Source organism: Streptomyces sp. VRA16 Mangrove soil (assembly GCF_017377775.1).
Taxonomy (GTDB): domain Bacteria; phylum Actinomycetota; class Actinomycetes; order Streptomycetales; family Streptomycetaceae; genus Streptomyces.
Genome location: NZ_JAFVLN010000007.1, coordinates 1 through 21,184, shown reverse-complemented (window position 1 = coordinate 21,184; position 21,184 = coordinate 1). Strand labels below are relative to the sequence as shown.

Annotated in this window: 20 protein-coding genes; 8 read left to right on the top strand and 12 right to left on the bottom strand. The window is 72.7% G+C overall.

Annotated features, from left to right (window positions below; translation table 11 throughout):
* Positions 1–3 precede the first annotated feature (3 nt).
* From J3486_RS20055 to pdhA, 5 genes are all read right to left on the bottom strand, one after another.
* Positions 4–1,608, bottom strand: coding sequence for a molybdopterin molybdotransferase MoeA (locus J3486_RS20055; RefSeq protein WP_374194754.1), 1,605 nt, complete (start codon positions 1,606–1,608; stop codon positions 4–6).
* Between the two features lie 251 nt (positions 1,609–1,859).
* Positions 1,860–2,981 (bottom strand): DUF6457 domain-containing protein, encoded by a 1,122-nt coding sequence (locus tag J3486_RS20050; protein WP_207822053.1) that lies wholly within the window; start codon positions 2,979–2,981, stop codon positions 1,860–1,862.
* Positions 2,982–3,071: 90 nt separating this feature from the next.
* A complete protein-coding gene (locus J3486_RS20045) occupies positions 3,072–4,532 on the bottom strand; it encodes a dihydrolipoamide acetyltransferase family protein (RefSeq protein ID WP_207822050.1) in 1,461 nt (486 codons plus the stop codon).
* 53 nt (positions 4,533–4,585) lie between these two features.
* Positions 4,586–5,596: an alpha-ketoacid dehydrogenase subunit beta gene (locus tag J3486_RS20040; protein WP_207822049.1), complete on the bottom strand. Its 1,011-nt coding sequence runs from the start codon at positions 5,594–5,596 to the stop codon at positions 4,586–4,588.
* Positions 5,593–6,732 carry a pyruvate dehydrogenase (acetyl-transferring) E1 component subunit alpha gene (gene pdhA / locus J3486_RS20035; RefSeq protein WP_207822046.1) on the bottom strand — a complete coding sequence of 380 codons (1,140 nt, stop codon included), beginning with the start codon at positions 6,730–6,732 and terminating at the stop codon, positions 5,593–5,595. Before pdhA ends, J3486_RS20040 begins: the two co-directional genes overlap by 4 nt.
* Before the next feature lie 174 nt (positions 6,733–6,906).
* On the opposite strand from pdhA, the gene J3486_RS20030 reads away from it, so the two are divergent.
* Complete coding sequence (locus tag J3486_RS20030) at positions 6,907–7,434, top strand: Lrp/AsnC family transcriptional regulator (RefSeq protein WP_374194749.1); 528 nt, start codon at positions 6,907–6,909, stop codon at positions 7,432–7,434.
* A gap of 9 nt (positions 7,435–7,443) precedes the next feature.
* Here J3486_RS20030 and J3486_RS20025 read toward each other — a convergent pair whose 3' ends face one another.
* Both J3486_RS20025 and J3486_RS20020 read right to left on the bottom strand, forming a co-directional pair.
* A complete protein-coding gene (locus tag J3486_RS20025; protein ID WP_207822044.1) occupies positions 7,444–8,037 on the bottom strand; it encodes a TetR/AcrR family transcriptional regulator in 594 nt (197 codons plus the stop codon).
* Positions 8,034–9,542: a 3-hydroxyacyl-CoA dehydrogenase gene (locus J3486_RS20020; protein ID WP_207822042.1), complete on the bottom strand. Its 1,509-nt coding sequence runs from the start codon at positions 9,540–9,542 to the stop codon at positions 8,034–8,036. The genes J3486_RS20025 and J3486_RS20020 overlap by 4 nt, the downstream gene beginning before the upstream one ends.
* 201 nt (positions 9,543–9,743) lie before the next feature.
* Here J3486_RS20020 and paaN point away from each other — a divergent pair, with 201 nt between their 5' ends.
* On the top strand, positions 9,744–11,462 hold the full coding sequence (gene paaN, locus J3486_RS20015) for a phenylacetic acid degradation protein PaaN (RefSeq protein WP_207822040.1): 1,719 nt from the start codon (positions 9,744–9,746) through the stop codon (positions 11,460–11,462).
* 3 nt (positions 11,463–11,465) lie between these two features.
* On the opposite strand, the gene J3486_RS20010 is transcribed toward paaN, so the two are convergent.
* The 3 genes from J3486_RS20010 to J3486_RS20000 all read right to left on the bottom strand — a co-directional run bounded on the left by J3486_RS20010 (position 11,466) and on the right by J3486_RS20000 (position 14,432).
* Complete coding sequence (locus J3486_RS20010) at positions 11,466–12,269, bottom strand: RNA methyltransferase (protein WP_207822038.1); 804 nt, start codon at positions 12,267–12,269, stop codon at positions 11,466–11,468.
* A gap of 85 nt (positions 12,270–12,354) precedes the next feature.
* Positions 12,355–13,638 (bottom strand): HTTM domain-containing protein, encoded by a 1,284-nt coding sequence (locus tag J3486_RS20005; protein ID WP_229378317.1) that lies wholly within the window; start codon positions 13,636–13,638, stop codon positions 12,355–12,357.
* A complete protein-coding gene (locus tag J3486_RS20000) occupies positions 13,635–14,432 on the bottom strand; it encodes a DUF5819 family protein (protein WP_207822036.1) in 798 nt (265 codons plus the stop codon). The genes J3486_RS20005 and J3486_RS20000 overlap by 4 nt, the downstream gene beginning before the upstream one ends.
* A 289-nt stretch (positions 14,433–14,721) precedes the next feature.
* On the opposite strand from J3486_RS20000, the gene paaA reads away from it, so the two are divergent.
* The 6 genes from paaA (at position 14,722) to J3486_RS19970 (ending at position 19,796) form a co-directional block, all read left to right on the top strand.
* Entirely contained in the window at positions 14,722–15,744 is a 1,023-nt protein-coding gene (gene paaA, locus J3486_RS19995; protein WP_207822035.1) for a 1,2-phenylacetyl-CoA epoxidase subunit PaaA, read from the top strand.
* The gene (paaB, locus tag J3486_RS19990) at positions 15,741–16,052 is read left to right on the top strand and encodes a 1,2-phenylacetyl-CoA epoxidase subunit PaaB (RefSeq protein WP_207822033.1); all 312 of its coding nucleotides are present in this window, start codon (positions 15,741–15,743) and stop codon (positions 16,050–16,052) included. Before paaA ends, paaB begins: the two co-directional genes overlap by 4 nt.
* Positions 16,049–16,798 (top strand): 1,2-phenylacetyl-CoA epoxidase subunit PaaC, encoded by a 750-nt coding sequence (paaC, locus tag J3486_RS19985; RefSeq protein WP_207822031.1) that lies wholly within the window; start codon positions 16,049–16,051, stop codon positions 16,796–16,798. Before paaB ends, paaC begins: the two co-directional genes overlap by 4 nt.
* On the top strand, positions 16,792–17,358 hold the full coding sequence (gene paaD, locus J3486_RS19980; RefSeq protein ID WP_207822029.1) for a 1,2-phenylacetyl-CoA epoxidase subunit PaaD: 567 nt from the start codon (positions 16,792–16,794) through the stop codon (positions 17,356–17,358). The genes paaC and paaD overlap by 7 nt, the downstream gene beginning before the upstream one ends.
* Positions 17,358–18,452, top strand: coding sequence for a 1,2-phenylacetyl-CoA epoxidase subunit PaaE (paaE, locus tag J3486_RS19975; protein WP_207822026.1), 1,095 nt, complete (start codon positions 17,358–17,360; stop codon positions 18,450–18,452). Before paaD ends, paaE begins: the two co-directional genes overlap by 1 nt.
* Positions 18,453–18,605: 153 nt before the next feature.
* Positions 18,606–19,796, top strand: coding sequence for an acyl-CoA dehydrogenase family protein (locus tag J3486_RS19970; protein ID WP_207822023.1), 1,191 nt, complete (start codon positions 18,606–18,608; stop codon positions 19,794–19,796).
* 12 nt (positions 19,797–19,808) lie between these two features.
* On the opposite strand, the gene J3486_RS19965 is transcribed toward J3486_RS19970, so the two are convergent.
* A complete protein-coding gene (locus J3486_RS19965; RefSeq protein ID WP_207822021.1) occupies positions 19,809–20,156 on the bottom strand; it encodes a rhodanese-like domain-containing protein in 348 nt (115 codons plus the stop codon).
* A gap of 66 nt (positions 20,157–20,222) precedes the next feature.
* Positions 20,223–21,098, bottom strand: a complete 876-nt coding sequence (locus J3486_RS19960; protein ID WP_207822019.1) for a hypothetical protein — start codon at positions 21,096–21,098, stop codon at positions 20,223–20,225.
* Positions 21,099–21,184 lie beyond the last annotated feature (86 nt).

The window sequence follows — 21,184 nt, the reverse complement described above, 5'->3', positions numbered from 1 at the left end:
CGGTCATCGCGTGCCCCAGGACCACGGCAGGTCGAGGATCTCGACGTCCTGCCCCTCCTTGGCCCCGCCCGGCGGGATCACCGCGAGCGCGTCGGCGGCGGCGACCCCGCGCAGCATGGCCGGGCCGTTGTAGTGCAGCGGTACCGCCCACTCGTGCCCGCTGCCCTCGTCCTGCCGGAGCACGACGGGGACGAGCCGGGTGTCACGCGGGTGCCCCTGCACGGAGGTGTGGAGCGGCGCCCCGTACGGCTCGTCGTGCGGGCGGGCCCGCCCGGACAGTGCGCGCAGCAGCGGTTCGGCGAGCGTGAGCAGTCCGGAGACGGCGGCCAGCGGATTGCCGGGAAGCCCGACGAGGTGCTGCCCCTCCTTGAGGCGGGCCAGCAGCATCGGATGGCCGGGGCGGACCGCGACCCCGTCCACGAGAAGGTCGGCGTCGAGGGCCTTCAGGGTCGGGTGGACGTGGTCGACGGGCCCGGACGCGGTGCCGCCGGTCGTCACGACGAGGTCGGCCGTGGACTTCCGTACGGCCCGCAGCACCGCCTTCGCGTCGTCGCCGAGCCGGCGCACCGCGGTGACCTCGACGCCGAGCGCCCGCAGCCAGTGCGGCAGCATCGGGCCGAGCGCGTCCCGGATCAGACCGTCGTGGGGCCGCCCCGAGGTCAGCAACTCGTCGCCCAGGACGAGGACTTCGACCCGGGGCCGGGGGACGACGGCCAGGTCGTCGTAGCCGGCGGCGGCCGCGAGCCCGAGGACGGCCGGAGTGACGACCGCTCCGGCGGGCAGCAGCGGTTCGCCGCTGCGGCACTCCTGGCCGCGCGGGCGGATGTCCTGCCCGTGCGCGACGTCGTGCAGCGGGTGCAGCCGGCCCTGTGCGTCGAGGTGTCCGTGCTCGGAGCGGATGACGGCGGTGGTGTCCTGCGGGATGCGGGCACCGGTCGCGATCGTCGCCGCCTCGCCGTCGGCCAACGGCTCCGGCAGCTCGTGCCCGGCGAGGATCCCCTGGTCCCGTACGACCCAGGGACCCGGCCCCGCCACGACCCAGCCGTCCATCGCCGACGTGTCGAAGGACGGCAGATCGGTGAGGGCGGTCAGCGGAGCGGCCAGCACGAGGCCGAGCGCCTGGTCCAGGGGGACGCGGACGGCTCCGCGGGGGACGGGCGCCGGTTCGGCCGGGGGCTCGGCCTCCTGGGGCGACGGGGGCGGGGTGGGTGCGGGTGCGGGTGCGGGTGCGGGTTTGGGTTCGGGTGCCTCGAACGGGAGCCCGGGGAGCGGGAGTTGGTCCTCGCCCACCGGGACGGGAGGCAGGGCGTCGGAGGCGGTACCGGCCGTCGCGGCCGCTGCCGCTGCCGTACGGGGGTCAGGTTCCGCCGCTCCTGGGCGCGCGTCGCCCGGCGCGTCCGGGGCCCGCCGCGGCGTCGGCTGTGGGGGCCGGGCGCTGCGGACCCGGTGCTCGGCGGCCTCGCGGCCCGCCAGGGCGGCCCGGTCGCGGGCGGCGGGCCAGGGCGTTCCCTCGCGGTGCCCGTGACCGCCGTGACCGCCGTGCACTTCTTGACCGCCGCGGCTGCCGTGCACGCCTTGACCGCCGTGGCTGCCGTGGCTGCCGTGCAGGGTCTGTGGGGTGTGTGGGGTCTGTGCGGTCTGTGCGGTGTCCGGGGCCGAGCGGGCGCCGGGGGGTGCCGGCTGCCGGTCCCGTTCCTGCCGGGCGGCGTCGGTGGCCGGGGCGGCGGGGTCAGGGGCCGGGGTGTCCGGGCGGGACGGTCCCCGGTTCTCGTTGGCCAGCGCGAGCGCCTCGTCGACGTCGCCGTCCAGCGGGTCGGCGGCCGGCGGTCCGGCGTGCGCCGCCCGCGCCTGCGGGCCGCTCATCCCGCGTCGCCGGGTGCGGCGTCCGACGCGGCGGCTTCCTCGGCCCACCGGTTGGCGAGCGCCGCGGCTTTGGCGGCCGCCGCGGCCACGGCTTCGGGGCCGCCGCCCGCCTGCGCGGCCGCGTAGCCGACGAGGAACGTCGTCAGCGGCGCCGCGGGGCGCGCGACCCCGTGTGCGGCGTCGCGGGCGAGATCGAGGAGAACGCCGGTGTCGACGTCCAGGTCGATACCCAGTTCGTCCTTGGCTGCGGAGATCCATTCATCCAACACGTGACCATGCTCCCTGATACGTGATCGGGCGACGGCGATGTCGTCCCAGGTGTCGCAGTCGAAGGACGCCGACCCGTCGACGGGATCCGCGACGCGGGCGAGGCGCAACTCCCGGGTGAGCAGCCGCAACGGCAGCCCCGTGAGCGCCCCGTGCTCCTGTGCGAGGGCGTCGAGCGTCCGGCGCAACGCCGCCACCCGGTAGGCGGCCACGAGTGGTTGGTCCCGGCCGTCCCGGTCGGTGAGCAGCGCCCCCTCGACGCCTTCTACGCCTTCGACCCCTTCGGCCCCTTCAGCCCCTCGGGCGTCCGGAGCGCCGGGTCCGTCGAGGGCGTCGAGCAGCAGCCGCACGGTGCGCTCCCGCAGGAACGGCAGATCGGCGGAGAGCACGATCACAGTCTCCGCCTGCGCGTTCTGCCGATCGCCCGTCGGATCCGGAGCGTTCCGCCGATCATCCATCGGATCCGCGGCGTTCCGCCGATCATCCGTCCGATCCGGGGCGTTCCGCCGGTCGTCCATCGGATCCGGAGCGTTCCGCCGATCGTCCTGAGGCTGCTGTCCCTTGTCCGGGCCCAGGCTCTGGATTCCCGCGCCCAGCGCAGCGAGCGGGCCGCCGCCGGGCGGTTCCTCGCGGGCCCAGCCGACGGGGCGCGCGGTGGGCCGCGGTTCCGCCACGACGACCGTGGCGCGGGCCCCGGCGCACGCGGCGAGGACCCGGTCGAGCAGCGCGCGGCCGCCGACCCGCACCCCGGGCTTGTCCGCGCCGCCGAGCCGTCGCGCGGCGCCTCCCGCGAGCACGACGGCGTCGTACACGGGCACGGTGCGGCGGCCGGGCGCGGCTGCTTCGGTCATCCCCCGAGTATGGGCGCAGAATCGATCATTGCCACCCCGGGGACACCGACTCGGCGGCGCGGCCCCGGTCAGCGGGGGCCGCACCGGCCGTCACAGCGTGCGCAGCAACACCGCCGGCTGTTCCACGCAGTCCGCCACGTACCGCAGGAAGCCGCCCGCAGTGCCCCCGTCGCACACCCGGTGGTCGAAGGTCAGGGAGAGCTGGACGACCTGACGGACCGCCAACTCCCCTTCGTGCACCCACGGCTTGGGCGCGATCCGGCCGACCCCGAGCATGGCAGCCTCGGGGTGGTTGATGATCGGCGTGGAGCCGTCGACCCCGAACACCCCGTAGTTGTTCAACGTGAAGGTGCCGCCGGTGAGTTCCCCGGGCGTCAGCGTCCCGGCCCGTGCCTTGTCGGTGAGCCGCGCGAACTCGGCGCTCAGCGACTCGGCGCCGCGCGCGTGGGCGTCCCGCACGACGGGGACGACGAGGCCGCGCTCGGTCTGCGCGGCGAACCCGAGGTGCACCGCGTCGAGGCGGACGATCTCGCGGCGCTCCATGTCCACCGTCGCGTTCAGCTCCGGGAAGCGGGCGAGGGCCGCCGTGCAGATCCGCGCGAGCAGCGCCAGCACGGAGATCTTCGGGCCCGCGGACGGGCCGGTCGCCGCGTTCATCACCGCACGCGCGCGCAGCAGTTCCGTGGCGTCGGCGTCCACCCAGCAGGTGGCGTCGGGTATCTCGGTACGGCTGCGCGACAGCTTGTCGGCGATGGCGCCGCGGATGCCGCGCAGCGGGGTGCGGTGACCCTGGGGTGCGGCGGGGGCGGACGCGGGAGCGGATGCGGCGGCTGTCGGTGTCGGCTCCTCGGAGGGCATCGGCATGGCATCGGCCGACGCGGAGGGCATGACGTCCACGACGGTGGAGGACGCGGTGGCGGCGGTCGCGGGGCGATCCGCCACAGCCCGCTCCACGTCCGAGCGCAGGATGAGCCCTTCGGGCCCCGATCCCTTCACCGCGCGCAGATCGAGGCCATTCTCACGCGCCAGCCGGCGCACGAGCGGCGAGATCACGGGGATCGGTCCCGGGGCGGGCACCACGCGCGGGGGTTCCCTGCGCTCGGGCACCCCGTTCGACACCGTGGGCCGCACCCGCCTGCGGCGTGCGGGGGCCGCGCTGGTCCCGTACCCCACCAGGACGTTCCCCGACCCTTCGGCCTTGCCGCCCTTGGCGGCGACCACGTCCCCCGCCGCCGCGGAACCGGATTCGGCACCGGCACCGGCACCGGCACCGGCGGCACCTGTCCTGACCGGCGCGCCGTCGGAGGCTCCGACGGCGACCGTCAACAGCGCGGCGCCCACGGGCAGTTCGGTCCCCTCGTCGCCGAAGCGTGCGGTGACCACGCCCCCGTAGGGACACGGCACCTCGACCATCGCCTTGGCGGTCTCCACCTCGACGACCGGCTGGTCCACGGCGACCACGTCGCCGACCTGCACCAACCAGCTCACTATTGTCGCCTCGGTGAGTCCCTCCCCGAGGTCGGGCAGCTTGAACTCCAGCACCTGCGCCATCGGCCCACCGTCCCTCACCGGATCCTTGACCGGCCCTGTCACTGGTCCCATGTTCACTGGTCCCACTGCAGCCGCGCCACTGCGTCCAGCACCCGGTCCACACCGGGCAGATGGTGACGCTCCAGCATCGGCGGCGGATACGGGATGTCGAACCCGGCGACCCTCAGCACCGGTGCCTGAAGGTAGTGGAAGCAGCGCTCGCTGACACGCGCCGCGATCTCCCCTCCGGGCCCGCCGAAGCCGCCCGACTCGTGCACCACGACCGCGCGCCCGGTGCGGCGCACGGAGGCGGCGACCGTCTCGTCGTCGAACGGCACCAAGGAGCGCAGATCGATCACTTCGAGGTCCCAGCCCTCCGTGCGGGCCGCCTCCGCCGCCTCCAGGCAGACGGGCACGGACGGACCGTACGTGATCAGCGTGGCACCGGTCCCGGGGCGGCGGACCACTGCCTTGCCTATCGGTTCAACGTCCGCCGGCTGCTCGGGGTTCCAGGAATCCTTGGCCCAGTACAGGCGCTTGGGCTCCAGGAACACCACCGGGTCGTCCGAGGCGATCGACTGCCGCAGCAGCCCGTAGGCGTCGGCGACCGTGGCCGGGGTGACGACGGTCAGGCCCGGCGTCGCCATGTAGTACGCCTCGGATGAGTCGCTGTGGTGCTCGACGCCGCCGATGCCGCCGCCGTAGGGCACGCGCACGGTGATGGGCAGCGGCATGGCGCCGCGCGTGCGGTTGCGCATCCGGGCCACGTGCGAGATCAGCTGCTCGAAGGCCGGGTAGGCGAACGCGTCGAACTGCATCTCCACGACCGGCCGCAGCCCGTACATCGCCATGCCCACGGCGGTGCCGAGGATGCCCGCCTCGGCGAGCGGGGTGTCGGTGCAGCGGTCGTCGCCGAACTCCTTGGCGAGGCCGTCGGTGATCCGGAAGACGCCGCCCAGGGTGCCCACGTCCTCACCCATGACGTGCACCGTGGGGTCCTGCGCCATGGCGTCCCGCAGTGCCCGGCCGAGGGCCTGCGCCATGGTGGCGGGCTTGGCCGCGCGCGGCTCCGCGACCGTGCTCATGCCTGTCCCCCTTCGGCCTCGGCCGCCAGCTCGGCCCGCAACTGGGCGGCCTGCTCGCGCAGTTGCGGTGTCGGCTCGGCGTACACGTCGCCGAACAGGTCCATGGGGTCGAGCTCCGGGTCCTGGTTCATGCGTGCGCGCAGCCCGGCCGCCATCGTCTCGGCTTCGTCGCGCACGGCCTGTATGCCGTCCTCGTCGAGCAGCCCGCGCGTGGTCAGCTCCCGCTCCAGGAGCAGGATCGGGTCGTGCGCCCGCCACGTCTCGACCTCGGCGTCGCTGCGGTAGCGGGTCGCGTCGTCGGCGTTGGTGTGCGCGTCCATGCGGTACGTGACGGCCTCGACCAGCGTCGGGCCGTGCCCTTCGCGCGCGCGGGTCACGGCCTCGCTCAACACCTCGTGCATCGCCACCGCGTCGTTGCCGTCGACCAGGCGGCCCGGCATCCCGTACCCGACGGCCTTGTGGGCCAGGGAAGGCGCCGCGGTCTGCTTCGACAGCGGCACGGAAATGGCGAAACCGTTGTTCTGGACGAGGAAGACGACCGGGGCCTGCCACACTGCGGCGAAGTTCATCGCCTCGTGGAAGTCGCCCTCACTGGTGCCGCCGTCGCCCACCATGGCGAGCGCCACCACGTCGTCGCCCTTGAGGCGGGCGGCGTGGGCGAGGCCCACGGCGTGCGGGAGCTGGGTCGCGAGCGGGGTGCTCAGCGGGGCGATGCGGTGCTCGCGCGGGTCGTACCCGGTGTGCCAGTCGCCGCGCAGCAGCGTCAGCGCCTGGACGGGGTCCAGGCCACGGGCGACGGCCGCGAGGGTGTCGCGGTAGCTGGGAAAGAGCCAGTCGCGCTCCTGGAGGACGAGGGCGGCGGCGACCTCGCCGGCCTCCTGGCCGGTCGTCGACGGGTACACGGCGAGGCGTCCCTGCCGGGTCAGCGCCGTCGCCTGCGCGTTGTACCGGCGGCCGCGCACCACCTCGGCGTACAGCCGGCGCAGCAGTGCGGGGTCGGCCTGGGCGGCCGCTGCGGTGCCCAGGACCCGGTACGGCTCCGTGTCCGGCAGCAGCGGCGCGGGGTCCGTGCGGGGCTGCCAGGCGGGCGGGGGAACCGGTGCGGCGCGGGTGTCCCGCTGCTCCATGACCGTCATGACGACACCTCCTCGTGGGAGCGGCTCAGAGGGCGTGTCGGATGTGACCCGCCTCACCTACCGATTGTTCGGTCGTCGGCACATTTTGGCTACAGGCCCCTCCAGGCTGTGGACAATCGGTTCTCCACAGCCTGAGATGAACGCAGTACGTCCATGGTAAGGAGGCGGGGGCACATGGCATCTGAACAAATGGCCGAAGGCTCCGGAGGCCGCGCCGCCGAGGATTCCGGCGCCCAGGACCCCGCGGCCCGCCCGCTGGACGCCATCGACCGCGACATCCTCCAGATGCTCCAGAAGGACGGGCGCGCCTCGATACGCTCCGTAGCCGAGCGCGTCCATGTGTCACGGGCGAACGCCTACGCACGGATCAACCGCCTCATCGACGACGGCGTGATCCGCGGCTTCGGCGCCCGCGTCGACCATGAACGGGCGGGCCAGGGCGCTTCCGCCTACATCACGCTCAAGATCGTCCAGAACTCCTGGCGGACGGTCCGCGACCAGCTGCGCCGGATGCCGGAGGCCGCGCACATCGCGCTGGTCAGCGGCGACTTCGACGTCCTGATCCTGGTCCACACCCGGGACAACCGGGCACTGCGCGAGCTGGTCCTCACCAAGCTGCAGGCCATCCCCGAGGTGCTCAGCACGCGCACCCTGCTGGTCTTCGAGGAGGAGACCCTGGACGCGGGGTCCCCGGACGCGTAGGGCGGCCCCTCAGCGGTCCGCGCCGCGCAGCCCGCCGAACACCAACTCCACGACGGCGTCGGCCACTTCAGCGCTCTCCAGCTCGCCGCCCTCGGGCCGGAACCACTCCACGATCGAGTTGATCATGCCGAAGACGAGCCGGGTCGCGAGGCGCACCTCTATGTCGCCCCGTACGTCGCCGTCGGCGGCGGCCGCCTTGAGCAGCTCGGCGACCTGGTGGTCGAACTCTCTGCGCCGCTCCATGGCCCAGCGCTCGGTGCCGGTGTTGCCGCGCACCCGCAACAGCAGCGTCACGTAGGGCAGTTCGGCGGTGAGCACCTCGACCATCCGCCGGGTGACGTACTCCAGGCGCTCCACCGCGCGTCCCACGCGCGCGGGCCGCTCGTCGAGGATCCCGAAGAGCCCGTCGAGCGCCCGGCTCACCGCACGCCGCAGCAGCTCCTCCTTGCCCGTCACATGGTGGTAGATCGACGACTTGGAGATACCGGCCGCCTTGGAGAGGTGCTCCATGGACGTGCCGTCGTAGCCACGCTCGTTGAAGACGGTCACGGCGACCGCGAGCAGGGATTCCGGGGTGTAGGTGTCACGCCGGGCGGTGGTCATGCGGAGCCCTCCCACTTCTTGGGGTCGTACGAGTGCCTCAGGAGCGCGAAGGACGGCGCGCAGCGCCCGGAGGGGTCCCGGTCGTGCAGCTCCTCCAGCAGGCCGCAGGCCCAGTTCCTGCCGAGTTTGCGGCTCCATTCGAAGGGCCCCAGCGGGTAGTTGACGCCGAGCCGCATCGCGGTGTCGATGTCCTCCTCGGTGGCCACCCCGCGCGTGAGGGCGTCGTGCGCCAGGTCGATGATCCGGGCCACCGTCCGGGCGACGATCATGCCGGGCACGTCACCGATGACGCTGACCTTCTTGCCGAGCGCCTGGAAGAGGCCCACGGCCTCGCCGAGAGTGCGCGGGTTGCCGTCCTGGCAGGCCGCCAGGGCGATACGGGTCGCCGACCGGTAGTCGAGCGCCAGGTCGAAGTAGACGACGTCCCGGAACTCGATGGACGTCTGCCCGTCCGCCTGCACCAGCTGGCCGCCGCTGGGCAGCACGATGCGGGTTCCCTTGTCCTCGTCCTCCTGGTCGACCGCGATGCCCGCCTCGCGCATCATCGCGATCAGCTCCGAGGCGTTGTCCAGGTCGCCCTCGACGGTCACGCGCGCGGGCGGCTCGGCCGGGGCCGCGGTGTGCGGCTCGGGACGCTCCTCGCCCTCCCCGTACGCGTACCAGCCCTGCCCGGACTTGCGGCCGAGGCGCCCGGCCTCGACGAGCCGGCGCTGTGCCAGGGACGGCCGGAACTTCACGTCCTGGAAGAAGCCCTCCCACACGGAGCGGGTGACCGCCTCGTTCACGTCCTGCCCGATGAGGTCGGTCAGCTCGAAGGCGCCCATCTTGAAGCCGCCGCTCTCGCGCAGCACGGCGTCGACGGTGGCCGGGTCGGCGCCCTGCTCCTCGTACACGGCGAACGCCTCCGCGTAGAAGGGCCGCGCGATCCGGTTGACCAGGAAACCAGGGGTGTCGGCGCAGGCCACGGGGGTCTTGCCCCAGGCACGCGCGGTCTCGTACGCGCGCGTGGCCGCCGTGACGTCGGTGGCGTACCCGGAGACGACCTCGACCAGGGGCATCAGCGGCGCCGGGTTGAAGAAGTGCAGTCCGACGAAACGTCCCGGCACGCGCAGCGCGCCGCCGATCGCCGTCACGGACAGGGACGAGGTGTTGGTGGCGAGCAGACAGTCGTCGGCAACGATGTCCTCCAGCTCGCGCAGCAGCTCCTGCTTGGCGTCCAGACGCTCCAGGACGGCCTCGACGACGAGCGCGGCGGGGGCGAGCTCGTGGAGGCTCTGCGCGGGCTCCAGGCGCGCGACGGCGGACTCGCGCTCCTGCGCGCTCATCCGCCCCTTCTCGACGAGCCGGGCGAGCCGCGCGGCGATCGCGTCCGCGGCCTGGCGCGCCCGGCCCGGCGCCGCGTCGTACAGCCGGACGGGATGGCCCGCGACGAGCGCGACCTGTGCGATGCCCTGGCCCATGGTCCCGGTGCCGACGACGCCCACGAGGCGGTCATGTGCAGTCATGGCCGCGATCCTTCCGTACCCCGGCCGACCGCGGCCCTTCGGGGCTCGATGGGCAGGTTTTCCACAGCTTCTCCCCGGCCCCTTGTCCCGACCGATCGTTCGGTTACTCTAACTCTTGCTGTGCTCACCCGCCCAGCCCGCTCAGTCCCGCCCAGCTCGCCGGCTCGACGAGGAGCCGCCGCCGAGGAGGAGTTGGTCCGCATGGCCGCCGTATCCACCGCGCACGACCTGATCGCCCAGCACCGGCCCACCCTCGACCAGGCGCTGGAGGCGATCCGCACCCGCGCGTACTGGTCCCCGCACCCCGAGCACCCCAAGGCGTACGGGGACACCGAGGGAAGCAGCAGCCTGAGCACGGCGGACGGCAAGGCCGCCTTCGACGCACTGCTCGGCACCCGCATCGACCTGGACCAGCCCGGCACGGACGACTTCGTAGGCGGTGAAGTCTCGCCCTACGGGATCGAGTTGGGCGTCACGTACCCGCACGTGGACGCGGACGTGCTGCTGCCCGCCATGCGCGCGGGCATGCGCGCGTGGCGCGAGGCCGGCCCGGAGCTGCGCGCCGCGGTCTGCCTGGAGATCCTGGCCCGCATCAGCGCCCGTACGCACGAGTTCGCACACGCGGTCATGCACACCAGCGGCCAGGCGTTCATGATGGCGTTCCAGGCGGGCGGCCCGCACGCGCAGGACCGCGGCCTGGAGGCGGTGGCGTACGCGTACGCGGAGCAGGTGCGCACCCCCGGCACGGCCGCCTGGTCCAAGCCGCAGGGCAAGCGCGAACCGCTGGAGCTCACCAAGGAGTTCACCCCGGTCGGTCGCGGCATCTCCCTGCTGATCGGCTGCAACACGTTCCCGACGTGGAACGGGTACCCGGGCCTGTTCGCCTCCCTGGCGACCGGCAACCCGGTCCTGGTGAAGCCGCACCCGCGCGCGGTGCTGCCGCTCGCACTCACCGTGCGGGTGGCCCGCGATGTGCTCGCCGAGGCGGGCTTCGACCCGAACCTGGTGGCGCTCGCGGCCGAGCGGCCCGGCGAGGGCATCGCGAAGACCCTGGCCGTCCGCCCCGAGATCCGGATCATCGACTACACGGGATCGACGGCGTTCGGCGACTGGCTGGAGACCCACGCCCGCCAGGCGCAGGTCTACACGGAGAAGGCGGGCGTCAACACGGTCGTCGTCGACTCCACGGACAACTACAAGGGCATGCTGTCGAACCTGGCCTTCTCGCTGTCCCTGTACAGCGGCCAGATGTGCACGACCCCGCAGAACCTGCTGGTGCCGCGCGAGGGCATCACCACCGACGCGGGCCCCAAGTCGTACGAGGAGGTGGTCGCGGACCTCGCCAAGGCGGTCGGCGGCCTGCTCGGCGACGACGCGCGGGCGAACGCGCTGCTCGGCGCCCTCGTCAATCCCGACGTGAAGGCGCGCCTGGAGGCGGCCGCCGGGCTCGGTGACGTCGCCCTGCCGTCACGGGAGATCAGCAATCCGGAGTTCCCCGACGCCGTGGTCCGCACCCCGGTGATCGTGAAGCTCGACGGCGCACAGAAGTACTGGGAGGGGGCGGACACCGAGGCCGCCTACATGAGCGAGTGCTTCGGCCCGGTCTCCTTCGCGGTCGCCGTCGACTCCACGCGGGAGGCGCTGGAGCTGCTGCGGCGCACCGTGCGCGAGAAGGGCGCCATGACGGTCGGCGCGTACACCACCTCCGAGGAGGTGGCCGCGGAGGTCGAGGAGGTCTGCCTGGAGGAGTGCGCCCAGCTCTCGCTCAACCTGACGGGCGGGGTGTACGTGAACCAGACGGCGGCGTTCTCCGACTTCCACGGCTCGGGCGGCAACCCGGCGGCGAACGCGGCGCTGTGCGACGGCGCGTTCGTGGCCAACCGCTTCCGGGTGGTGGAAGTCCGCCGCGAGACCGCCTGACACCTACTGGGGCGCGTATGTGCTGTGCGTGCTCCAGTGGAACAGAGTCATGCCGACGCTGGTGGCCAGGTTGTAGCTGGAGACCTGGGGCCGCATCGGCAGAGACACCAAGTGGTCGGCACGCGCGCGCAGTTCGGCGGACAGGCCACTGCGCTCGGACCCGAAGGCGAGCAGTGCGTCGTCCGGCAGCTTCAGGCCCCGGATGTCGTCGCCCTCGGGGTCGAGCGCGTACAGCGGCCCGTCGGGCAGCGCGTCGACGGCAAGGCGTTCCACGGCGGTCGCGAAGTGCAGCCCGGCCCCGCCCCGTACGACGGTGGGGTGCCAGGGGTCGAGGCTGCCCGTGGTGACGACGCCGGCGGCCCCGTACCCGGCGGCCAGGCGGATCACCGCGCCCGCGTTGCCGAGGTTGCGCGGCTCGTCGAGGACGACGACCGGGGTGGTGCGTCCCGCGCGCCCGAGGGCGGCCAGGTTGTCGGCGCGCGCGGGCCGCGCGGCGAGCGCGGCGACCCCGGTGGGGTGCAGCCGCGGCACGAGCGCACGCAGTACGTCGCCCGGCACCTCGACGAGCCGCGCGGCCAGCTCGTCGGCGACATCGGGCGCCAGCTCGCCGGCCAGGGCCAGTGCGGCCGCCTTGTCCACGGCGAGCGCCACCGGAACGGTCGCACCGAAGCGCAGGGCGTGCTTGAGGGCATGGAACCCGTCGAGCACCACGGAGGAGTCGACCCCGAGCCGCCAGACCCGCACGGCCTCCTCGGGCCCCTCCTGCTCCCCGCTGCCCCTGCCACCCACCGTGCTTGTGCCGCTCATGGCAGGAAGCCTAATCCGTGGGTGGGGCCGGCCCGGCTCGACGTCGACGTCCGCCCACCGCACCGGCGCGCAAGGTGCTGCCCCCTTACGTGCGCGCCGCCGAAGACTCCACGCCCTCCGTGGCGGGGCGCTGGCCCGGCAGCACCGGGACGCCGCCCGTGCGGGCGGGGAGGACGCGGCCGGCCGCGCGGGCCACCCGGTCGCCGACGAACCGCAGGAACGGCGTCGGCAGGAACACCGCGTCGGCGGCGATCATCGCGAGCGAGAAGAACGGCAGGCCCAGCATGACCGCGATGAACGTGTGCTCGATCATCATGAACACCAGCAGGACGTTCTTCACCCGCCGGTTGAAGACGGTGAACGGGAAGGCGACCTGGACGACGACCGTCCCGTAGGTCACGAGCATCACCATCGGGCCGAACGTGGTGAGCAGCTCGCCCAGGGCGGGCCACGGCGAGAAGTAGTCCAGGTGGAGCGGGTAATAGACGGCGGTGCCGTCCTGCCAGCGGCTGCCCTGGATCTTGTACCAGCCGGCCGTCGCGTAGATCAGGCACGCCTCGACCATGACGATCAGCAGGGCGGCGTTGTGCGCGAGGTTGGCGACGACGTCGCACAGCAGCCGCGGATCGCCGTACGGGTCACGGCGGTTGACGTACCACCACACACCCTGGACGGCCCACAGCCCCCAGAAGAGGAGCAGCCAGCCGACGCTCGCCTTCCCCGTGAACGTGAGCGCCGACAGCGCGAGCCCGACCACCCACCACAGCACGGGCCCGGCCCGGTCCTCACCGGGCAGCCCTTCACGCGCGCGTGCCGCCCGGCGCGCGTCCAGCGACCACACCTGCCCGCACCGGGTGAAGACCAGGTAGATCGACATGAGGTGGATGACGTTGTCGCCGCCGTCCCCCATGAACACGCTACGGTTCTGCAGCGACAGCACGCCGATCATGAACAGGACCGACATGGTGCGGGTGCGCCAGCCCAGCATCAGCAGCAGGGCGGAGAGCACCGCGACGGCATAGACGCACTCGAACCAGCCCTGGCCGTCCGACCACATCAGCGCGGTGAACGCGCCGTTGTCGGAGATCAGTTGCTGCGCCAGGTTCCAGCTCCACGGGCCGTCGGGACCGTACAGCTCCTGGCGGTGCGGGAACTCACGCAGAAGGAACAGCAGCCAGGTCGCCGAGAACCCGATACGGACCACGGCGGTCTGGTAGGGGCCGAGCGCGGACGCGGTGGCCCGCTGGACCCCGGCACCCAGCGCGGTGCCGATCCGCTGACCGACGCCGGCAGCGGGCGTCACGGGGGTGTGCGGGGCGGGCGTGTGCGGTGCGGGGGTGTGCGGTGCGGGGGTGTGCGGGGCGTTCATCGGGCACCGCCCGTCCGGCCGTCCAGCGCGCGCACGTGCGTACCGCTGTCGAGCGGCGCGTCGCTCGAACTCACCGCCCACCAGGGCAGCTGCCGGTAGAACGGCTTCTGGTTCACCTTCTCGTCACTCCACTTCGGGGGCGCGATGGTCGTCGACTCGGAACGGACCTGGACGCGCTCGATCACGTCCCCCTTGCCGGCCACACCGAGCCGGTCGAGCCGCATCACGAGAATGCGCCGCAGGTACTGCTCGGACAGCGTGCCGCGCAGCCCGGTCGGCCGGTTCTCGGTGTCGTGCGTGGCGCTGTAGACGTCCCAGGCGCGGCGCAGTTCGTTCTGCTGGGTGTGGCTGGGCAGCAGATTGCTCTTGATCGCGGCGCCGTCCTGCGCGGACAGGTCGTACCAGCCGGTCGTGCGCTGCGCACCGTCGGAGCCGCGCAGCTCGGCGCGGACCTGCACGGCGATGTTCTGCTGCAGCGGGTTGGGTGCGAACAGCTTCCAGTTCTGCTCGAACTCGGGGTAGATCCACTCGTCGACGACGTCCCCGTGCTCCTTGGTCAGCGTGTTCGCCGGAGCGACGTGCAGGAACACCATCAGGACGTGGACGCACGCGACAAGGGCGACACCGGCGAGGGCCAGCGCGGCGGCCACCTGGTAGCGCGGGGAGAGCGCCGCGAGGCCGCGGCGCTCGGGCGGCGCCTGCGGGGCGGGCTCGTACGCGGCGCCGGGCGCCGCGGGCGGCGCCTGCGGGGCGGGCCGGTCGGCCTCGCCCGCGGCGCCTGCTTCCGTGTTCATCAGTGCTCCCCGTTTTTCCGGTCCCGGTGCCGTCGCGCCCGGCCCGTCCGCCGCCGAACCGATTCCGCGCCGTCGACGCACAGGTGCGGCGCACCGGCACGGTACTGGGGAGCGGCTCCGAAGCACAGGCGGCCGAGGTTATCCACAGGCCGGGTCGTTCAGGGTTGACACCTTACGGCGCCGGGTCCCACCATTGAATCCGACGAACCGAACGATCGGTCGGGAGCGGTGAGGGCCCGGTCGGCGGATCGGACAGCCGAAGGTCGATCGAGGTCGAGGGGGACCTGGAATGGCGACAGCAGTGGACGGGACGGACGCGACGGGCACGCTCCAGTCCGCGTTCGACACGGCCGTGGCCGCGGAAGAGCGCATCGAGCCCCGCGACTGGATGCCCGACGCCTACCGCGCCACGCTCGTGCGCCAGATCGCACAGCACGCGCACTCCGAGATCATCGGCATGCAGCCGGAGGCCAACTGGATCACCCGCGCACCCTCCCTGCGCCGCAAGGCGATCCTGATGGCGAAGGTGCAGGACGAGGCGGGGCACGGACTGTATCTGTACAGCGCCGCCGAAACCCTCGGCACCAGCCGCGACGAGCTCCTCGACAAGCTGCACAGCGGCCGCCAGAAATACTCCTCGATCTTCAACTACCCGACGCTGACCTGGGCCGACGTCGGCGCGATCGGCTGGCTCGTGGACGGCGCGGCGATCACCAACCAGGTCCCGCTGTGCCGCTGCTCCTACGGCCCCTACGCCCGCGCGATGGTCCGCATCTGCAAGGAGGAGTCCTTCCACCAGCGCCAGGGGTACGAGCTGCTGCTCGCCCTCAGCCGCGGCACCCAGGCCCAGCACGCGATGGCGCAGGACGCGGTGGACCGCTGGTGGTGGCCGTCCCTGATGATGTTCGGCCCGCCCGACGACGAGTCGGCGCACTCCGCCCAGTCCATGGCCTGGAAGATCAAGCGCCACTCGAACGACGAGCTGAGGCAGCGCTTCGTCGACATCTGCGTCCCCCAGGCCGCCTCCCTCGGACTCACCCTCCCCGACCCGGACCTGCGGTGGAACGAGGAGCGGGGACACCACGACTTCGGCCCGATCGACTGGGCGGAGTTCAAGGAGATCCTCAAGGGCAACGGCCCGTGCAACGAACAGCGGATCACCCAGCGCAGGCGCGCCCACGACGAGGGCGCCTGGGTCCGCGAGGCCGCGGCGGCCCACGCGGCCAAGCACGCAGGCCCCTCCACAGGACCCAGCGCAGAACCCTCCACAGGCCCCTCCGCAGGACCTCTTCACGAAGGCAGGGCGGCATGAGCGAGACCCCGAGCAGCTCCTCGGGCACCACGGAGTGGCCCCTTTGGGAGGTCTTCGTACGCTCCCGGCGCGGCCTCGCCCACACCCACGCCGGCAGCCTGCACGCACCGGACGCCGAGCTGGCCCTGCGCAACGCACGGGACCTGTACACACGCCGCGGCGAAGGCGTCTCCCTGTGGGTCGTACCGTCCGCGGCGATCACCGCCTCCTCGCCCGACGAGAAGGACCCGTTCTTCGAACCGGCCGCCGACAAGCCCTACCGGCACCCGACGTTCTACGAGATCCCGGAAGGGGTGAAGCACCTGTGACGCAGCCCGCGCAGCACACGCAGCACGCCCAGCACACGAAAACGACCGACGCCGCCCTGGCCCTCGGCGACGACGCCCTGGTGCTCTCGCACCGGCTGGGGGAGTGGGCGGGCCACGCCCCGGTCCTGGAGGAGGAGGTCGCCCTCGCGAACATCGCGCTCGACCTGCTCGGCCAGGCCCGCGTCCTGCTCAGCACAGTCGGCGACGAGGACGAACTGGCGTATCTGCGCGAGGAGCGCGCCTTCCGCAACCTCCAGCTGGTCGAGCAGCCCAACGGCGACTTCGCCCACACCATCGCCCGCCAGCTGTACTTCTCCACCTACCAGCACCTCCTGTACGGCCAACTGGCCGCCGGGGACAGCACGTTCGCCCCACTGGCCGGCAAAGCGGTCAAGGAGGTGGCCTACCACCAGGACCACGCCCGGCAGTGGACCCTGCGCCTCGGCGACGGCACACAGGAGAGCCACGCGCGGATGCAGCGCGCCGTCGACGCCCTGTGGCGCTTCACCGGCGAGATGTTCCAGCCGCTCCCCGGCCTCGACGTCAACGGGCAGGACCTGCACACCCGTTGGACCGCGACGATCACCGCCGTCCTCCAGGAAGCGACCCTCACCGTCCCCGACGGCCCGCACAGCGGCGCCTGGAGCGCGGGAGCGGGCCGCCAGGGCCTGCACACCGAACCGTTCGGGCGGATGCTCGCCGAGATGCAGCACCTGCACCGCAGCCACCCGGGGGCGACATGGTGACCCCCCTCGAAGAGACGCCCCTGGAGGCCGAGCTGCGGCGCCTCGCCGGCGCGGTGCCCGACCCCGAACTGCCGGTGCTCACCCTGGAGGAGCTCGGTGTCCTGCGCGCCGTGCACACCCTCGGGCCGGGCCGCGTCGAGGTCGAGCTCAGCCCCACCTACACCGGCTGCCCCGCCATCGAGAGCATGTCGGCCGACATCGAGCGGGTCCTGCACGAGCACGGCATCCCCGACGTCACCGTCCGCCCCGTGCTCGCACCGGCCTGGTCGACGGACGACATCAGCCCCGAAGGCCGCCGCAAACTGAAGGAGTTCGGGATCGCGCCGCCGCGCACCACCCGCACCCCGGCCGGCCCGGTCACCGTCGCCCTCGGCCCGACCCGGCACACCACGCACCCCACCGCAGCCCCGGCCACCGACCCCGCGCACGAGGCCATCGCCTGCCCGCACTGCGGCTCGACCGACACCGAGCTGCTCAGCCGGTTCTCCTCCACCGCCTGCAAGGCACTGCGCCGCTGCCTCGCCTGCCGTGAACCCTTCGACCACTTCAAGGAGTTGTGATGGCAGCAGCTGCCCGCGCCCGCTTCCACCGGCTCCCCGTCACGGCGGTCGACCGGCTCACCGACGACTCCGTCGCCCTCACCTTCACCGTCCCGCCCGACCTGCGCGACGCCTACCGCCACGCACCGGGCCAGCACCTCGCCCTGCGCCGCACCGTGGACGGCACAGAGGTCCGCCGCACGTACTCGATCTGCTCCGCCGCCCCCGCCGACGGCGCCGCCCCGCACACCCTGCGGGTCGGAGTGCGCCTGGTCGACGGCGGCGCCTTCTCCACGTACGCCCACAAGGAGATAGCGGTGGGCGACGAGCTGGAGGTGATGACACCAGCCGGACGGTTCACGCTCGACATCACCCCCGACGCGGCCCCCGGGCACTACGCGGCCGTGGTCGGCGGCAGCGGCATCACCCCGGTGCTCTCCATCGCGACGACAGTCCTGCAACAGCAGCCCCGGGCCCGTTTCTGCCTGATACGCAGCGACCGCACCACCGCCTCGACGATGTTCCTCGAAGAGGTCGCCGACCTCAAAGACCGCTACCCGGACCGGTTCCAGCTGGTCACCGTCCTGTCCCGGGAAGAGCAGCAGGCCGGCCTGGCATCGGGACGGCTCGACCAGGAGCGGCTGACGGCACTGCTGCCCGCGCTGCTGCCGGTGGAGCGGATGGCGGGCTGGTTCCTGTGCGGGCCCTACGGCCTGGTGCAGAGCGCCGAGCGGGCGCTGCGCGGACTCGGCGTCCGGCGCGAGCGCATCCACGAGGAGATCTTCCACGTGGATGAAGGACCCGCACCGGACCGCACCGCCGCGGCCTCGGCTCCCGCGCACAGCACGGTGACCGCACAGCTCGACGGCCGCTCCGGCACCTGGCCGGTACAGGGCGCCGAGTCCCTCCTGGAGACCGTGCTGCGCAACAGAACCGACGCGCCCTACGCCTGCAAGGGCGGCGTCTGCGGCACGTGCCGCGCCTTCCTCGTCTCGGGTTCGGTCCGCATGGACCGCAACTTCGCACTCGAACCCGAGGAGACCGAAGCCGGATACGTCCTGGCCTGCCAGTCCCATCCGACCACGGAGAAAGTGGAGTTGGACTTCGACCGCTGAGCGGACACCGCGCGCACCGGCGCGGCCGTTCCCTTCCCTCCTCGTAGAACCTGTTCTATCTTGACGCTCCGTCAGATCCCGGTGGGTCCACACCGCCGCACGGCCACGGACCCACCCCCGGGCACGAGCTCAGCAGGAACGGGAGGACAGCCGGTGGACTTCACCTTCTCCGAGGAGCAACAGGCGGCACTCGAGGCAGCACAGGCGGTGTTCGCACCGGTCGCCCCCGACAGCGTGCCCAGCCCCGCCCTCACCTCCGGCGCCGTCGCCGCCGACCTCGACCGCACCCTGTGGACCAAAGCCGCCGACGCCGACCTGCTCAGCCTGCTCATCACCCCCGAGCACGGCGGCGCCGGACTCGACGCCATCGCCCTCTGCCTCGTCCTGCGCGAATCCGCCAAGGTCCTCGCCCGCATCCCGCTCCTCGAACACAGCGCGGCGGCGGCGACCGTGGACACGTACGGCGGCGACGAACTCCGACAGGAGATCCTCCCCCGCGCCGCCGACGGCCGACTCACCCTGACCGTCGCGACAGCCGGCCGCACCGGACACGACCCGGCCGAACTCGCCGTCACCGCACACCGCGAGACCACCACGCCCACCACGCCCACCACAACCACCACGACCACCACCGGCTGGATCCTCGACGGCGTACAGACAGCCGTGCCCTGGGCCTGGGGAGCCGACCACATCCTCGTCCCCGCCCACACCGGCGACGGCACCGCCGTCCTCGCGATCCTCCCCGGACCCGCCACCGAAGAGCCCCGCCTGCCCGGCCTCACCCTCACCGAGCAGATCTCCACCACCGGCGAACGCCTGGCCGAACTCCGCCTCGACGGCGTACACCTCGACGACCGCCACCTCATCGAGAACCCGGCCGCCTGGTCCTCACTCCACGACTTGCTCGCCACCGGCACCTGCGCCCTCGCACTCGGCCTCGGCACCGGCGTCCTCAAGATGACCAGCGACTACGCGAGCAAACGCGAACAGTTCGGGCACCCCATCGCCACGTTCCAGGCCGTCGCCGTCCAGGCCGCCGACCGCTACATCGACCTGCGCGCCATGGAAGCCACCCTGTGGCAGGCCGCCTGGCGCATCAGCAGCGGAGCGGGCGGCGCACTCCCCGCCGGCGCGGACATCGCGGTCGCGAAGACCTGGGCCTCCGACGGCGTACGACGCATCGTGCAGACCGCACAGCACCTGCACGGCGGCTTCGGCGCCGACACCGACTACCCACTGCACCGCTACCACGCCTGGGCCAAGCACCTCGAACTCTCGCTCGGCCCGGCAGCCGCCCACGAGGAAACCCTGGGCGACCTCCTGGCCGCCCACCCCCTGGGCTGAGAAATCAGCAGGTCAGACAACCGCGCCCGGCTGCCCCTTGTCATCCACGACAGGGCGGCCGGCCGACTCCCACGCCTGCATGCCACCCGCCACATTCACCGCGTCGACGCCCTGCTGCACCAGATAAGCCGTCACCTGAGCCGACCGCCCGCCGACCCGGCAGACCACCTTCACCTGGGCGTCCTGCGGCACCGCCTCGGTGAACTCACCGAACCGGGACACGAATTCACTCATCGGAATGTGCAACGCACCCTCGGCGTGACCCGCCTGCCACTCGTCGTCCTCACGGACATCGAGCAGGAAGTCACCTTCCTTGAGCTCATCGACACCGACCGTGGGCACACCAGAACCGAAAACCATGCCCCCGACGCTACCCGACCACCCACGGACACACGCCCCACCCTCAAGACGGTCGGCCCGCCATGATCACCCCGCGGTGATCCGCTCCAGCTCGGACTCCCGCTCGGCGACCTGCGCGAGCAACTGCTCCGCGATCTCCTCCAGCAGCTTGTCCGGATCATCGGGCGCCATCCGCAGCATCGAGCCGATCGCGCTCTCCTCCAGATCCCGCGCCACGACCGTCAACAGCTCCTTGCGCTGCGCCAGCCACTCCAGCCGCGCATACAGCTCCTCGCTCGGCGAAGGCGCCCGCTCCGCCGGCACCGGACCCGCGGCCCACTCCTCCGCCAGCTCACGCAACAGAGCCTCGTCACCACGCCCGTACGCCGCGTTGACCCGCGCGATGAACTCGTCGCGCCGCTCCCGCTCCCTGTCGTCCTGCGCCAGATCCGGATGCGCCTTACGGGCCAGCTCGCGGTAGAGCTTGCGGGCCTCCTCGCTGGGCCGCACCCGCTGCGGCGGCCGCACCGGCTGATCGGTCAGCATCGCCACGGCCTCCGGGAACAACCCGTCCCCGTCCATCCACCCGTGGAACAGCTCCTCGACACCCGGCATCGGCAACACCCGCGCCCGCGCCTCCTCGGCCCGCCGCCGGTCCTCCGGATCCCCGCTGCGCTCCGCCGTCGCCTCGGCGATCAACGCCTCCAGCTCATCGAGCCGGGTGTACATCGGGCCGAGCTTCTGGTGATGCAGCCGCGAGAAGTTCTCCACCTCGACCCGGAAGGTCTCCACGGCGATCTCGAACTCGATCAGCGCCTGCTCGGCAGCGCGCACAGCCCGCTCAAGGCGCTCCTCGGGCCGCTCCTCAGCCTGCTCAAGGCGCTGCTTCAGGCGGTCCTTGAGCCGCTCCCGAGGCTGCTCCTCCGGCTGCCCTGCCACGTCGTCGGTCTCCGGGGTCGTCACCCGTCCAGCGTAGGGCACGGCGCCCTGGGCACTTCCGGTCCGCTCGGGGAGGGGGCCCCTCCCCCTCCCCCCTCCCTCCCCGCCCC

Excerpts from the sequence above, each read along its gene's own strand:
- J3486_RS20005 (WP_229378317.1), bottom strand. The coding sequence starts at position 13,638 with ATGAACGCCCCGCACACCCCCGCACCGCACACCCCCGCACCGCACACG.
- J3486_RS20020 (WP_207822042.1), bottom strand. The coding sequence starts at position 9,542 with ATGACTGCACATGACCGCCTCGTGGGCGTCGTCGGCACCGGGACCATG.
- pdhA (WP_207822046.1), bottom strand. The coding sequence starts at position 6,732 with ATGACGGTCATGGAGCAGCGGGACACCCGCGCCGCACCGGTTCCCCCG.
- J3486_RS20025 (WP_207822044.1), bottom strand. The coding sequence starts at position 8,037 with ATGACCACCGCCCGGCGTGACACCTACACCCCGGAATCCCTGCTCGCG.
- J3486_RS19965 (WP_207822021.1), bottom strand. The coding sequence starts at position 20,156 with ATGGTTTTCGGTTCTGGTGTGCCCACGGTCGGTGTCGATGAGCTCAAG.
- paaE (WP_207822026.1), top strand. The coding sequence starts at position 17,358 with ATGGCAGCAGCTGCCCGCGCCCGCTTCCACCGGCTCCCCGTCACGGCG.
- paaN (WP_207822040.1), top strand. The coding sequence starts at position 9,744 with ATGGCCGCCGTATCCACCGCGCACGACCTGATCGCCCAGCACCGGCCC.
- J3486_RS20050 (WP_207822053.1), bottom strand. The coding sequence starts at position 2,981 with ATGACCGAAGCAGCCGCGCCCGGCCGCCGCACCGTGCCCGTGTACGAC.
- J3486_RS20045 (WP_207822050.1), bottom strand. The coding sequence starts at position 4,532 with ATGGCGCAGGTGCTGGAGTTCAAGCTGCCCGACCTCGGGGAGGGACTC.
- J3486_RS20000 (WP_207822036.1), bottom strand. The coding sequence starts at position 14,432 with ATGAACACGGAAGCAGGCGCCGCGGGCGAGGCCGACCGGCCCGCCCCG.
- J3486_RS20030 (WP_374194749.1), top strand. The coding sequence starts at position 6,907 with ATGGCATCTGAACAAATGGCCGAAGGCTCCGGAGGCCGCGCCGCCGAG.
- paaB (WP_207822033.1), top strand. The coding sequence starts at position 15,741 with ATGAGCGAGACCCCGAGCAGCTCCTCGGGCACCACGGAGTGGCCCCTT.
- J3486_RS20040 (WP_207822049.1), bottom strand. The coding sequence starts at position 5,596 with ATGAGCACGGTCGCGGAGCCGCGCGCGGCCAAGCCCGCCACCATGGCG.
- paaD (WP_207822029.1), top strand. The coding sequence starts at position 16,792 with ATGGTGACCCCCCTCGAAGAGACGCCCCTGGAGGCCGAGCTGCGGCGC.
- J3486_RS20010 (WP_207822038.1), bottom strand. The coding sequence starts at position 12,269 with ATGAGCGGCACAAGCACGGTGGGTGGCAGGGGCAGCGGGGAGCAGGAG.
- paaA (WP_207822035.1), top strand. The coding sequence starts at position 14,722 with ATGGCGACAGCAGTGGACGGGACGGACGCGACGGGCACGCTCCAGTCC.